Raw genomic sequence first — 13,840 nt, forward strand, 5'->3', positions numbered from 1 at the left:
AGATGATGGAAAGCCTCTTGATTGCCAATCGCGGTGAAATCGCAAGGCGGATCATTCGCACGGCAAAACGGCTCGGCATCCGAACGATTGCGGTGCATTCGGATGTGGATGCTGGCATGGCGTTCGTGCGCGAGGCCGATGAGGCGCTGCCGATCGGTCCGGCGCCGGCCCGCGACAGCTACCTGCGGCAGGACCGCATTCTCGAAGCGGCGAGGAGGAGCGGCGCTGAGGCGATCCATCCCGGATATGGCTTCCTGTCGGAAAATGCCGAGTTTGCCGAAGCCGTGATGGCCGAGGGTCTGGTCTGGGTCGGGGCGCCACCGGTTGCCATCAGGGCCATGGGCCTGAAAGATGCCGCCAAACAACGGATGATCGCAGCCGGCGTGCCGGTCACACCCGGTTATCTCGGGGAAGACCAGAGCCTGGAACGACTGCAACGCGAGGCCGATGCCATCGGCTATCCCGTGCTGATCAAGGCGGTGGCCGGCGGTGGCGGCAAGGGCATGCGCCGCGTCGAGCGGACGGAGGATTTTGCAACAGCGCTCGCCAGTTGCCGGCGCGAGGCGGCGTCCTCCTTCGGCGATGACCGCGTGCTGATCGAGAAATACATCCTCTCACCGCGTCATATCGAGGTGCAGGTTTTTGGCGACACCAAGGGCAATGTCGTACATCTCTTCGAACGCGACTGCTCGCTGCAACGCCGCCACCAGAAGGTGATCGAGGAAGCACCGGCGCCCGGTATGGATGCCGTGACCCGGCATGCGGTCTGCCAGGCGGCTGTCAAGGCCGCCCGCGCGGTCGATTATGTCGGCGCAGGTACGATCGAGTTCATCGCCGACGCCTCCGAGGGCCTGCGTGCTGATCGCATCTGGTTCATGGAAATGAACACGCGTCTCCAGGTCGAGCATCCCGTGACCGAGGCGATCACCGGACAGGATCTGGTCGAATGGCAATTGCGCATCGCCTCGGGCGAGCCTCTGCCATTGAATCAGGATCAGCTTTCCATCACCGGCTGGGCCATGGAAGCCCGGCTCTATGCGGAAAATCCAGCAACCGGTTTCCTGCCGTCGATCGGCATGCTCGACCATCTGCGACTGCCGGATACGCTTCGGATCGACAGCGGCGTCGAACGGGGAGATGAGGTCACCCCGCATTATGATCCGATGCTGGCCAAACTCATCAGCCACGGCGCCAGCCGGCAAGAGGCGATCCGCAAGATTTGCGACGGCGTGCAGAAGGTCGAGGTCTGGCCGATCCATACCAATGCGGCCTTTCTCACCCGTGCACTTCGGCACCCCGAATTTCTGTCTGGCGCCGTCGACACTGGCTTCATCGAGCGACATGTCGAAGACCTTGTGCCACCAGGTGGACCGGCTGAAGCGGTTTTGCAGGCCGCTGCAACGGCCCTGTTGCCGAAACAATCGCAGGATGTCTGGACGGCTCTGACGGGGTTTCGCCTCAATGCCGAGATCGACCGGCAGGTGGCCGTCGACGTTGGAAAGAGGCCTTATCTGGTTCAGGTGGATGGCGCTCAAACGACGGTGCGAATGGAAAACGGGGTTCTTTTCCATGATGGCGAGGCCTGGGAGTTCGGAGCACCGCGGGCCGGGCATGCTGGCCATGGCGGAGGCTCCAGCGACGGCGCCATCATCGCGCCAATGCCGGGTATCATCATCGCCGTTTCCGTTGCCAAGGGTGACCTCGTCAAACGCGGCCAGCCGCTGATCGCCATCGAGGCCATGAAAATGGAGCAGGTGCTGCATGCGCCTTTCGATGGCACAGTTGCCGAACTGAAAGCCTGCCTGGGCAGCCAGGTCGTCGAGGGCAGCCTGCTCGTCAGGATCGAGGGAGACGGATGATGGCCGGACGCTATTTCGAAGACTGGAAACTGGGCGACAGGATCTCTCACGAGATCCGGCGCACTGTGACCGAAACGGACAACCTGATGTTCACACTGATGACCCACAATCCGCAGCCGCTGCATCTCGATGTTGAAGCGGCGAAGGCGAGCGAATTCGGCCAGATCCTCGTCAACGGCACCTTCACCTTTTCGCTGATGGTCGGCCTGTCGGTCGGCGATACCACGCTCGGCACACTGGTTGCCAATCTGGGCTACGACAAGGTCGTCATGCCAAAGCCGGTCTTCATCGGCGACACGATGCGGGCAGAGAGCGAGATTGCCGACCTGAGAGAAAGTCGATCGCGCCCAACCGCCGGCATCATCACCTTCCGGCATGAACTCTTCAACCAGCGCAACGAGCTGGTCTGCCAGTGCCTGCGCTCCGCACTCGTCTCGCGGAGACCGCAATGAGGCTGCGCTCGCTGCTCTTCGTGCCGGGCGACAGACCCAATCGCATGGAGAAGGCACTCGGCTGCGGCGCCGATGCCCTGATCCTGGACCTCGAGGATTCCGTGACGCTGGACGCCAAGCCTGCGGCCCGGCGGGCGGCGGCGGACTTCCTCCGCCTGACCAAAGGCAGGATCCCGCTTCTCGTCCGTATCAACCCGCTCGACAGCGGCCTTCTGGACGATGATCTCGCAGCGATCCTTGAAGTGCCGCCGGACGGGCTGGTGCTGCCGAAGGCGGAGGGGGCTTCAACGGTAGAAGCCCTGAGCGCAAAAGCGCCCGGCATCCCCGTCCTGCCGATCGCGACCGAGACCCCGGCCGCGATCTTCCAGCTGGGCTCCTACACATCCGTCAGCGACCGGCTTGTCGGCTTGACCTGGGGCGCGGAAGACCTGCCGGCGGCCATCGGGGCGCTTGGCGCACGCGACGAGACGGGCCGCTACACCGCCCCTTACGAACTCGCCCGCTCCCTGACCTTGTTCGGCGCCCACGCGGCCGGCGTGGCTGCGATCGAGACCGTTTACCCCGCGCTTGCCGATGCGGACGGGCTTGCCGCCTATGCGCGGCGCGCCCGCTTCGATGGCTTCAACGGCATGATGGCGATCCATCCCGCGCAGGTGCCCGTCATCAACCAGGCATTCACGCCTTCCGCAAAGGAATTGGCCGAAGCCCAGGCGATCGTCGACGCTTTTGCGGCCAATCCCGGCAAAGGCGCGCTCCGTTTCGCCGGCCGAATGATCGACGCACCGCATCTCAAACAGGCGAAACGTCTGCTCGAATACACGGATGACAGCCACTGAAATTGGTCACCACAAGCTCACCACCGAGGAGATGGCAACTACGCCAGCGGCTTCATCCAGACGTCATCTGAACGTGGCAAAGGACGAGGGAAACTCGGGAGCCCAAAGCCTTGCCGCGTCTTACTCTTTCCACGGTCACCAAGCGATTCGACAATTTTCAGGCTGTCGACGGCGTCTCGCTCACAATCCCCGACGGTGCATTTCTCGCCCTGCTCGGTCCTTCGGGCTCAGGCAAGACCACCGTGCTGCGGCTGATCGCGGGGCTGGAGGCGCCTGACGGGGGCGAAATTCGCTTCAACGAGACGATCGTCGCCGGTGATGGTACCTTCCTTCCTCCAGAGAAGCGTGGGATCGGCATGGTATTCCAGTCCTATGCGCTGTGGCCGACGATGACCGTGCGCGGCAACATCGAATTTGGCCTGAAGGTCGGCGGATTGAAACCCCGGGAACGCGCCGCACGGATCGAGGAGGTGCTGAAGGTCGTCGGCCTCGCGGGTCTCGGCGACAGACGCCCGCATGAGCTGTCCGGCGGACAGCGTCAGCGCGTGGCGCTGGCCCGCTCGCTTGCGACCCGACCAAATCTGATCCTCCTCGACGAGCCGCTCGCCAACCTCGACGCGCATCTGCGCGAGGCGATGCTTGCCGAATTCCGTCGCATCCACAGCCTGACCGGCTCCACCTTCGTCTTCGTCACCCATGACCAGGACGAGGCCATGGCGGTCGCGACCCATGTAGCCGTCATGGACCACGGTCGGCTGGAGCAATTGGCAACGCCGGAGGAGCTCTACCGGAAGCCGGCCTCGCCGATGGTCGCCCGCTTCATCGGGCGCGGTCGCACACTGCCGGTCCGGGTGCTCAAATCGGAAGGCGGCCGGACCCGGGTGATGCTTGGCCAGCAACTTCTCGACATGCCGGGAAATGCACCCGTCGGCTATGGCTGGCTCTGCTTTCATGCCTCGGATCTCAAGCGCGTCAACGAGGGCGGACATCTGAAGACCGAACTCGTCGGCCAGGTCTTTCAGAACGGCAGCCTTCTCAGCCATTGCCTGCCGACCGAGATCGACGGCGACGTCGTCAGCCTGCCACTCGACGAGCGGATCGCGCCGGGCACGCCGATCGAACTTGTCATCACCGATGGCTGGGTGATCGGCGAAGGCGGGGGCACTCCCAGCAACGGCGATGTCACACGAAGATCATCGACCTGTCGTCCGGGCGTCATCTCGCTGCGCTAGGCGACAACTCCTGCCGCCCAAGGGCCGGCATTCGACAATTTCCGGGCCTGCTCCGCCCCCTTCAATGAGGTTTCCATGTTTATCCGCACGCTCCTCACCACCACGATCCTTGCCGGTCTCGCCTTCACCGCACAGGCCCAGGACACGATCACCGTCTATACCTCGCAGCCGCAGGATCAGATGACCCAGGTCATCGAAGCCTTCAACGCCGACCACCCGGAAATCAAAGTGGAGCTCTTCCGCTCCGGCACCACCGAAGTCATGGCCAAGCTGCAGGCCGAATATGCCGCCGGCAATAGCCCCGCCGACGTCATTCTGATCGCCGACACTGTCGCGATGACCCAGCTGAAGAACGACGACCGCCTGCTCGCCTTCACCGACGCTGCGGTCGAGGGCATCGATCCTGCCTTCATCGATGCCGACAAGACTTTCTTCGGCACCAAGGTGATCACCACGGGCATCGTCTACAACACCGACCTCGTGAAGACGGCCCCGACGAGCTGGAACGACCTGCTCGCGGCTGACGCTGCCAAGAGCCTGATCATGCCGAGCCCGCTTTATTCGGGTGCCGCCGTCATCCATGTCGGCACCATGACGCAGCAACCGGAATTCGGCTGGGCATACTATGAGAAGCTGGCAGAGGCCGGCGCCGTTGCCGGTCAGGGCAATGGCACGGTCATCGAGGCCGTTGCGCGCGGCGAGAAGGCCTATGGCATCATTATCGAATACATGGCGCTCAATGCAAAGAAGAAGGGCTCGCCCGTCGACTTCGTCTTCCCGGCCGAAGGCGTGAGCTCGATCACCCAGCCGGTTGCCGTATTGAAGGGCTCGGATGCAGTGGACGCTGCCAAGACCTTCGTCGCCTGGCAGCTGTCGAAGACCGCGCAGGAACAGGCGACCGCCCAGGGTTACTTCCCGATCCTGCCCGGCGTCACCCAGCCGGAAGGCTATCCTGCCCTCTCCACGCTGAAAATCCTGCCTGCCGACAGCGACGCCATGCTGAAGGCCGACACCGAGAACAAGGAAAAGTTCGCCGAGCTCTTCGGCGGCTGATCCTAGCATGCGTGACACCGCCTGGGGCAAGACCCGAAAGGCTATACCGGCTTGGGGAGGCGAGCATCTGCTCGTCTCCCTTCTCGTTCTCTATGTCGCCGCAACGACGCTCTGGCCGCTCGCCCGGCTGTTTGCCAGCGCCTTCCAGCCCGGCGAGGACGGTACACCGCTCGGGTTGATGCTTGCCACCTTGTCCAGCCGCTCGACGCTCAGGGCGCTTTCCAGCACGCTGCAGACGGCCCTTCTGTCTGTCGTCGTCTCGACGCTCATCGGCGTGGCGCTTGCCTTTGCCGTCAGCCTGCTCAAGCTCAGGACACGCGCAGCGCTGACCTTCCTCATCCTGATGCCGCTGATCGTGCCGTCGCAAACCATGGCGCTCGCCTGGATCGAACTCTTCGGCTCACAATCACCGATCCTCAAACCACTTGGCCTTGCCGCAGCGCCGGGTTCTACCAATCCACTCTATTCAGTGGGCGGAATAGCACTGGTCATGGGCATCGAGCACATGCCGCTCGTCTTCATCGCCGTGCGCGCCGCATTGCGGGCGCTGCCATCCGACCTGATCGAAGCTGCGCGCATTCTCGGCATCCCGCCCGGGCGGATCGGAACCGGCATCGTGCTGCCGATCGTCATGCCCTCGGTTCTCGCCGGCAGTCTGATCGCCTTCACCGCCGCGATCGGCAATTTCGGCGTGCCGGCACTGCTCGGCATTCCCGGCCGCATTTCTGTCCTGACGACTCTGATTTACCAGCGCCTCAACGGCTTTGGTCCGGCAGCGGCTGGCCAGGTGGCAACGCTGGCCCTCGTGCTCGCCGCAATGGCGGCGATCGCGATCGTCATGCGCAATGTCGTTGCAACCCGTCTCGCCGTGCCATTGCCGGCGGGCGCCCCCTTCGTGGCGCGACGCAGCGCACCCGTGATCGAGATCCTGATCTGGATCCTTGTGCTGATCCTGTCTTTGGTGCCCCTCGCAGCTCTCACGATGACCGCACTCTTGCCGGCCATAGGCGTGGCATTTGGGCCAGATACGATCAGCCTCGATCAGTTCCACGCTGTCCTCGACAATCAGACTGTAAGGCGCGCCTTTGCCAATTCGCTTTTACTCGCGTTGATCACGGCTGCCATCTCAATGCTCGTCGCCGTGCCGCTGGCGTTTGTGTCCAGGCGCCGGCAGAACCCGGTATTGCGACTGCTGGACATCATCATCGAAGCCCCCTGGGTTGTTCCCGGAACAGTCGTCGCCCTTGGCATGATCCTCGCTTTCCTGAAGCCTCTGCCGCTTGTCGGGATCTCGATCTATGGAACGATGATGATCCTCGTCATCGCCTACTTGGCGCGCTTCCTGCCACTGGTCCTGCGGCCGGTTGCTGCCGCGGCACAGTCAGCCGATCCCTCGCTTGACGAAGCCGCCCGCGTGACAGGCGCCGGGCTGTTGCGCCGCATCCTGGCGATCTTCCTGCCGGGTGTATTGCCCGCGGCGGCGGCCGGCGCGATCCTCGTGGTCATGACGGCGTTGAACGAACTGACGCTCTCGGCCCTGCTCTGGTCGTCCGGCAACGAAACGATCGGGGTCATGATCTTTGCCCTGCAATACGAAGGCAACTCCACCGCAGCAGCCGCGGTCGCCGTCCTGTCGACGCTTCTGGTCCTCATCCTCGCCGCTATCGCCACGGCCGCCGCCCACCGTATGCCAAGGGGCACTCTGCCCTGGGTCGATTGATCCAGACGGAGCGGGCGATCGCCCACAAAATGTCATCGGGTGTCAGATGCGCCTGCTAAAGGCAAATGACGTCATGGACCTTGCAGCGACAAGCTCTATCACACCGATCTTCAACACACGGCGCAGGTGCGGAATGCACTAATGCTCTTCCTCGAGTTCGGTTATACTGCCCTGCTGAGCGTTATAAGAAGCTCGGAACCGATTACTTCAAAGGCGGATATTTTAAATTCGATGAGTTAACGGAGAAAAGGAGCGCATGATGGATCTACAAACAGTCCTGACGTTTAGCCTGGCGTTCTTCGTGTTTGCGGCGAGCCCCGGTCCTGATAATCTGACGATCTTGTCGAAGACCGTGTCCAGCGGCCCCGCCCATGGTGTCGCCTATGGTGTCGGCGTCGTTTGCAGCATCTTCCTCTTCGTCATCCTTGCGGCCATCGGCTTCAACGCCATCGCCCAATACATGAACGAAAACCTGCGCTTCATCCAATATGTCGGCGCTATCTACCTGATTTACACGGGCATCATGATGTGGCGCTCGAAGCCAGAGATCAAACCTCGCATGATGCGAGGTGGCCTGATCCGCCTGTTCCTCACGGGCTTCCTCCTCAACATCTCCAACCCCAAGATGCCGATCTTCTATTTGGCTTTACTGCCGGGGGTGCTCGGAATCCGTCCCCTCACCGTGTCCGATACCGTGGAACTGCTGCTTATCATTGCCCTGATAGAGGTGATCGTAGTCGGAGGGCATGTGCTCCTCGGCTACAAAGCAAAGACGGCCCTGTCTGATCCGAAAAAGATCGGCGTGCTCAATCGCGGAGCTGGAGCCCTGATGGTCGGGGCGGGCGTGCTGGTCGCCAGCCGCTGAGGCAAGGTCGCGCTGCAATTCAGTCCGAGCATAGACCGTAGAGCATTGGGGCACACGCATTCGCGGCTGGTGAGCCGGCGAACGCCGTTCCGCTGGATAAAGGCAACCTCAGCCAATCACTGAGGCGGCCTATCAGAATGTCAACGCCGAGGTATCGCCAGAGGTCAGCGCCTTCAGAATACCCTTCTGGGTATGGTCGCCGCCTGGATTGCAAATGCGCGGGCTGGTCGGTTATCGCCTGCGAAACAGGGCCAACGCGGTGGCTCTCGCAGCTATTCAATCAGCAGTGTCGGTTCAATGCCGAGATTTTTCTGTGAGATCAGCAGGCGATCGGACCAAAGTGCGAGCGTGGAGAAGTGCTTCTCGAACAATCTCCATGCGCGGCCTTGTCTGGGTGAGGCTTCGAGTACGGCAAGTGCCGACGCGCCGTTGCCCGTCTGAATGCGCATCGAGCCTTCAAGATATGCGCCAACCAAGGTCCCGCGATCCTGTTCGGGCGGCGTTACCCAGCCAATGGGAAAATACCAGCGGTCCAATTTCTCCTGACGCTCACATATGACCCAACCGGCTAGTCCCCCTGCCCCATCAAAGATAGCCAGTGAAAATTCTGCGGAAAGGGCGTCCTTCCATGGGCGCGGGTCAGACCACGCGGGTGCCTCACCTGCGTCGACCATCGCCGCAGCTTGCTCGAGAACGCCTTCACCGGTTTCTTCCCAACTCAGATAGCGGACACCTTGGCGCTGCAGCCGCTTGAGCAGCAAATCCCAGGCCCTTGAGGTGGCAAACGTATCGCCGACACGGCCACAGATGCGAATGCGGTCTGGTACAGGTTCAGCCCATGATTGTTTGCGCAACAAGCAGGACATCGCGTCGGCGCCAGGCAATATCGACGAATAGCTGGTGGTCACGGATGAGATTCCAAGAGCTGAGAGCTCGCCCTCAGCCGCCTGCATGAGGTCAGTCGCCAAGCCGCGACGTCGCCATTCCGGAGCGACAAACAGCGATAGAAGGGTGTGGGTTTTCGGTGTGTCTTCAGAAGGAGTTCTGGCAGACAACCACAATCCCACGGGGACGCTTCCCACGCATGCGGCCAGAGCCAGGCGATTGTCGCACTGCGCTGCCTCAAGAAACGGCCGATAGCTTTTCCAGGTGAGACCGGCACAGTCTTCCAGAAATTCTTTCTCACGTATGCTTTCAATTTGAATGAAATGTATGGAGTCATTCAGTCGTTCCAAAGCAAAGCCCCTGCGATATCAGCGTGGAAATTATCTACAGTGTGGTGCGACCGCCTTCAAAACCCTAAGTTATTTCTGCCCAGCTTTGGACGGTATCCAACGTCAGGATGATTATTGACCTTACCGTTTAAGAATCGATACTTGGAAAGTCTGAATATTCAGATGTCTATAAAGATGCTGGTGATAACATGTTAAATGCGCAAACTGATGTGATGTCCGACCTGCGACTTCACATTGAAAAGGCCGTGGTTGAAAAGGCGAACAACGACACGGCCTTCCGTGAACGTCTCAAACAGGACCCCCATGCGGCGTTGGCCGAAGTGCTGGAGCGGGAAAACCCACTCACGAACCTGAAGATCAACGTGATCGAGGAAAAGCCGGGCGAAGCCACGATCGTCTTGCGGGCCCCATTCAAACTGGATGAATTGCCAGATGAATTGCTGGATCTCGCATCCGGCGGCACATCTTTCAGCGCCTTTATTCTCTACGGCCCTCCATATCCGGAGAGGAAGCCGAAATAAGGACCTGCCTCAGGGTCGCCCGGCTATTCCCTGTTGGGCGACCTAACCCCACGCGCCAGCTGGTCGGAAGAACGGCATCGCCTCTTTGAGCCGCTATTGTCCTAAAACTCGCAGTGGAAGAACCAGGCTTGTTGACCCGGTGAAGTGTTGCGGCCTTAGGCCTCGTTTGTTTAGATTGGGGTCACCGTCACACATCTGTCAGCGATTGCCACCACGCTTTTACGGTGTGTTGCGATCAGGACACCGATCCCGGCTGTGCGCAGCTCTTCCAGAAGTCTGGTCTGGAACTCTTCGTCGAGACCAGTTGTCGCTTCGTCCAGGATCAGCAGTGACGGCTGCCGCAAGAGAACCCTTGCAATCAACAAGCGCTCCCGCAAACCCGCCGGGACCATCCCTTGTGCAACGAGTGTCTGAATGCCCATGGGCAAAGCCTCGATCTCCTTGAGAAGGCCAAGCCTGTCGGAACTTCGAAGCGCTGTTTCGAGTGAAAGGCCGCTCATCCCCAGCAGGAAGGACTTGAGGGTGTCGACGGCCACATGCTCATCCTGGAGAACAACACCAAGCTGTCTTCGCCAGATCTTCTGCTTTTGTGCGCAAACGCATTTCCCGTTGATCCTCACCTCACCCGTGGTCGGCGGCAAGATGCCAAGGGCGAGCCTCAGTAAGGTCGATTTACCTGCACCGGACGGTCCTGTGATGGCAACAATCTCGCCCCGCCGGATGCTGAGATCTTGCGGCTTGAACAGGGGGCGAGACGCTCCGGGATACTGGAAGGAGACCGCAATCAGTTCGATGGATTCGAGTGCTTCGTGCTCCTCAGCCAGGTCGCGTGTGAACCGACTCTTGGACGCGTTATCATGTGACGATCCCCCGCTCGCAGTCATGGCGGCTGCTGCGCGACCGACTTCCACAAGTCCCAGCGCAACCATAAAGCTGGCCACAGTGACCAAACCGATGAGGGGCGTGTCCATTGTTGAGATGATCGATACCGCACCTGCAAGCACGAATAACAATGCTTCACACGCAAGGATAACCTGCTGCAGCGTCCTCCTTCGACGGGCAAGTCTTCTCTGACGTCTCAGAGCAGCCTCCAGACGCGTCAGGGCAAAACTCTCCGCGCCCAACGGCCGCAAACCCAAGCTGCCTTGCGCCGCGAGATCCAGCCGCTGTTCCATCTCGCCCAGACTCTGCCCTTCCGCATTTTCGATCAGTCCCACCAAACGGCGAGAAGCGATTGCGCCAGCCAGCAGGGGTGCCCAGGTGAGAGCGTAGTAGAGACCAAGTTGCGGAACCGAAATGCTCAAGGCCACAAGACCCGGCAACAGACTGGCAAGCCCCATCGGAAGGGCCATTCTTCCGCGCAAGGTCTTGACCCGGTTCTTCAACAATACACGCATCGCCCGGGCGTAGTCGTGAGACGTGCGACTCTGAAGGATCGTCACTCCTCTGTCGAGTATTTCGGCCCAGAGATCAGAATGACGACGCCATCCGAGCAAGATGGACGCCCGCGACGCGGCAATTGAATAGGCAACGCGCGTCAGGATCCATGCAAGGCCCGCCATGAGCAAGATGAATACCGCGCGCATTCCAGGCGGATGCCCCCAAAACACCAGGAGGATCACGGACTGCGCCGCCACCATGAGGAGGAGTGCGATAACAGCATGGCTCGCTTGGATCGAGCGCCCCTGCGGCTTTGCCAGAGCAAGCATGTCCGTATGTAAGGCTCCGCAATCGGCCTCAGACATCAGATGCCGGCTGCCATCGATGCTGACACGAGATGGTGATCCGCAGCCAGTGGCATCGATCACGACGAATTGCTCTGTCGATGTCTGCCAGGCGACCAGGATCCCAAGATCCTGCCTTCTCCAGTTCCGGTCTTGCATCCGGACGCGCCGAAGCGAAAGCCCCCGCTTTTGCGCTGCAACCAGAAGCTCTGCTTCCTGCCTATGGTGAAGGCCCTGAGCCAAGATTGCCAGACAACGCGCGACATCGACCATCAGCAACGGCCCAGATCGATAGTCGCGTCCGGCCGGCGTGATTGCGTGCCACGCTCACCAATCAGAACCAGTATGTGTCGTTCCCGCAGCCGCTTGACGATACGTCCAGCAAGCGGTGAATCCAGGGCATCGAGGGCTCCATCCAGAACGATGACCGAAGGTTGGCGCAACAGCGCGCGGGCAAGCGCCAGGCGACGGAGCTGGCCGCCGCTCAACAGCCGCCTGTCCGCGAAAAGCTCCAGATCCAGCCCTCCACGCTGGCAAAGCTCCTGATTGAGCTCGACCAGATCCAGCACCTCGTCCAAGGCCTGGCGGTCGAAGCAGCGATCACCGAGACAGAGGTTCTCCGCCAGGCTGCCGGAGATCGTGAGAACCTGCTCGTCGACAAGCAGCACCCGCGGCGATCCCTGATGACAGAGCGTTTCGGTCGCCATTCCATCAAAGGTAATGGTGCCATTCGGGCTTGGTTCGAGGCCTGCAATCTGGCGCGCCAGTCGTGTCTTTCCGCTTCCAGACGGTCCAGTAATCTGCAGCAGATCACCCTTGCTCAAAAACAGGTTCGTATCGTCAAGATGAATGGCGAGGCCTGCGGGCGATCCCGGGTGCGACTGCAATCCTGTTAGATCAGCGTCTGTGTTACGCAGGTCGTGCAAACGCGAGAGCAGTCCCATCACTTCTGAAATAACCGGAAAACTGCGTCGTGCCGTTCGCAGGCAGAGGCCAATCACGACACAAACTGTGCCAAGTGCTGCGGCAGTTCCCCAATCTTGACTGACTAGGCCGTCGGTCATGATGATCGCCAGAGCGAGGACAATCGGCAGAGACACCAAGACATCGAGTTTCGCCCGCCAGCCCAGGCTGACCTGTGCTTGCGAATGCATCTGAGCGTGCTCTGCTGCCAGATAAGAGGTGAGCTCGCTGTCGCGCCCTGCAAACTGTCGGCTCTCAAGATCTGCAAGGATATGCGTATCGGGCAGGATAAGAAGCTGCGCCTCACGCATACTTCTCATCCGGGTCTCGCCGCGACGAAGGCATGCTGCAAGAACAATACAAGAGGCGATTGCCGTGAACGATGTGATGACCAGTCCATTGGGCAGCTGGATCAACGGCGCAACCAGAACGACCGGGATCAAGAGCAGCGACCGTAGAAGCGAAACGGCAATGGGTAGCAACAAAGACCAGCGCTCACCGAGGATCAAAATATCCGCGAGCTGGTTTGCCGTCTTTGTAGAAAACCATTGGGGCGGCATACTCTTGAAACGCTGCCATGTGAGGTCTCGTGCCCGATTGGAAAGGCGCTCTGCAAAGCTCTCGGTGCTCCAGTGCAGCAATAGATGCAAGATGGCCGCCAGGATCCACGCGAGAAGCGCAACGCTTGGTTTCTGATGTCCGTCCAGAGCCTTGGCCATGCTCACGAGCCCGAACGCGACTGCTGATGTTTGCAGCAGGCAAAGCAGGAGAATGATGGTTGCCGCAACCCGATTGTCGCTCAGCTGCAGCCAGAATTCACGCCTTGCTGGATGGACCGGCGGCGGCGGCGCAAAGCGTGGGATGAATGTCAGGGCGATTCCGGTGAAGTCCCTGGCAAATTCTTCAATCGTCAGACGCTGTGGCCCGCTTGCAGGATCGTTGATCGTGACATGCTGGTCTGAAACATGCTCGACGACGACGAAATGTATGAAGCGGTAGTGGGCGATGAATGGCAGGGGAAGCGTCGCCAGTTGATCGATCTCACGCCGACAAGCCTTGGTCTCGAAATCATAGCGTCGGGCAAGTTCGAGGAGTTGGCGGGCCGTGAGCCCCAGTCGGCTCGAGCCGATCTCATTGCGCAATCTCTCGAGTGAAACATCGACCCCGTGCCAGGCAAAGATGATTGCCAATGCCGTGAGACCGCATTCGGTGAGCGCAGACTGGCGCAGCTGCGGTGTATGCATCGGCAGCCCCCTGCCCCTGATCAAGGCTTTTAGCCGCCCGCCTAAAGCTGGGGCGTCAATATCCTCTTGCTGCCCTGCTCCAGAGTGGTTTAGCTGCCCCTTTGATTTCTGGGAACTCACTGTGTCATGTCTTCAG

The 13,840-nt window shown here is 60.6% G+C and carries 11 protein-coding genes; 8 read left to right on the forward strand and 3 right to left on the reverse strand.

Features of this window, described 5'->3' with window-relative positions:
- The first annotated feature begins 2 nt into the window (after positions 1-2).
- From GH983_RS16390 to GH983_RS16420, 7 genes are all read left to right on the forward strand, one after another.
- The gene (locus GH983_RS16390; RefSeq protein WP_153762954.1) at positions 3-1,859 is read left to right on the forward strand and encodes an acetyl/propionyl/methylcrotonyl-CoA carboxylase subunit alpha; all 1,857 of its coding nucleotides are present in this window, start codon (positions 3-5) and stop codon (positions 1,857-1,859) included.
- The gene (locus tag GH983_RS16395) at positions 1,859-2,311 is read left to right on the forward strand and encodes a MaoC family dehydratase (RefSeq protein WP_153762955.1); all 453 of its coding nucleotides are present in this window, start codon (positions 1,859-1,861) and stop codon (positions 2,309-2,311) included. The genes GH983_RS16390 and GH983_RS16395 overlap by 1 nt, the downstream gene beginning before the upstream one ends.
- Entirely contained in the window at positions 2,308-3,147 is an 840-nt protein-coding gene (locus tag GH983_RS16400; protein WP_153762956.1) for a CoA ester lyase, read from the forward strand. The genes GH983_RS16395 and GH983_RS16400 overlap by 4 nt, the downstream gene beginning before the upstream one ends.
- 110 nt (positions 3,148-3,257) lie before the next feature.
- Positions 3,258-4,379: an ABC transporter ATP-binding protein gene (locus tag GH983_RS16405; RefSeq protein ID WP_153762957.1), complete on the forward strand. Its 1,122-nt coding sequence runs from the start codon at positions 3,258-3,260 to the stop codon at positions 4,377-4,379.
- A 75-nt stretch (positions 4,380-4,454) separates the two neighbouring features.
- Positions 4,455-5,432: an ABC transporter substrate-binding protein gene (locus tag GH983_RS16410; protein ID WP_153762958.1), complete on the forward strand. Its 978-nt coding sequence runs from the start codon at positions 4,455-4,457 to the stop codon at positions 5,430-5,432.
- A gap of 7 nt (positions 5,433-5,439) precedes the next feature.
- Positions 5,440-7,152: an iron ABC transporter permease gene (locus tag GH983_RS16415; RefSeq protein WP_069043157.1), complete on the forward strand. Its 1,713-nt coding sequence runs from the start codon at positions 5,440-5,442 to the stop codon at positions 7,150-7,152.
- A gap of 256 nt (positions 7,153-7,408) precedes the next feature.
- A complete protein-coding gene (locus tag GH983_RS16420; protein ID WP_210251755.1) occupies positions 7,409-8,017 on the forward strand; it encodes a LysE family translocator in 609 nt (202 codons plus the stop codon).
- Between the two features lie 272 nt (positions 8,018-8,289).
- On the opposite strand, the gene GH983_RS16425 is transcribed toward GH983_RS16420, so the two are convergent.
- Positions 8,290-9,252, reverse strand: a complete 963-nt coding sequence (locus GH983_RS16425) for a GNAT family N-acetyltransferase (protein ID WP_153762959.1) — start codon at positions 9,250-9,252, stop codon at positions 8,290-8,292.
- A gap of 188 nt (positions 9,253-9,440) precedes the next feature.
- On the opposite strand from GH983_RS16425, the gene GH983_RS16430 reads away from it, so the two are divergent.
- The gene (locus tag GH983_RS16430) at positions 9,441-9,773 is read left to right on the forward strand and encodes an NHLP leader peptide family natural product precursor (protein ID WP_082347527.1); all 333 of its coding nucleotides are present in this window, start codon (positions 9,441-9,443) and stop codon (positions 9,771-9,773) included.
- Between the two features lie 170 nt (positions 9,774-9,943).
- Here the strand turns inward: GH983_RS16430 and GH983_RS16435 are convergent, their stop codons facing one another.
- Together GH983_RS16435 and GH983_RS16440 are read right to left on the reverse strand one after the other, a co-directional pair.
- Entirely contained in the window at positions 9,944-11,770 is a 1,827-nt protein-coding gene (locus tag GH983_RS16435; protein WP_153762960.1) for an ATP-binding cassette domain-containing protein, read from the reverse strand.
- Positions 11,770-13,824, reverse strand: a complete 2,055-nt coding sequence (locus tag GH983_RS16440) for a cysteine peptidase family C39 domain-containing protein (protein ID WP_153762961.1) — start codon at positions 13,822-13,824, stop codon at positions 11,770-11,772. The genes GH983_RS16435 and GH983_RS16440 overlap by 1 nt, the downstream gene beginning before the upstream one ends.
- Between the last annotated feature and the right edge of the window lie 16 nt (positions 13,825-13,840).

Source organism: Agrobacterium sp. MA01, from assembly GCF_009650195.1.
Lineage (GTDB): Bacteria > Pseudomonadota > Alphaproteobacteria > Rhizobiales > Rhizobiaceae > Allorhizobium.

Excerpts from the sequence above, each read along its gene's own strand:
- GH983_RS16390 (WP_153762954.1), top strand. The coding sequence starts at position 3 with ATGATGGAAAGCCTCTTGATTGCCAATCGCGGTGAAATCGCAAGGCGG.
- GH983_RS16395 (WP_153762955.1), top strand. The coding sequence starts at position 1,859 with ATGGCCGGACGCTATTTCGAAGACTGGAAACTGGGCGACAGGATCTCT.
- GH983_RS16400 (WP_153762956.1), top strand. The coding sequence starts at position 2,308 with ATGAGGCTGCGCTCGCTGCTCTTCGTGCCGGGCGACAGACCCAATCGC.
- GH983_RS16410 (WP_153762958.1), top strand. The coding sequence starts at position 4,455 with ATGTTTATCCGCACGCTCCTCACCACCACGATCCTTGCCGGTCTCGCC.
- GH983_RS16415 (WP_069043157.1), top strand. The coding sequence starts at position 5,440 with ATGCGTGACACCGCCTGGGGCAAGACCCGAAAGGCTATACCGGCTTGG.
- GH983_RS16420 (WP_210251755.1), top strand. The coding sequence starts at position 7,409 with ATGATGGATCTACAAACAGTCCTGACGTTTAGCCTGGCGTTCTTCGTG.
- GH983_RS16430 (WP_082347527.1), top strand. The coding sequence starts at position 9,441 with ATGTTAAATGCGCAAACTGATGTGATGTCCGACCTGCGACTTCACATT.
- GH983_RS16435 (WP_153762960.1), bottom strand. The coding sequence starts at position 11,770 with ATGGTCGATGTCGCGCGTTGTCTGGCAATCTTGGCTCAGGGCCTTCAC.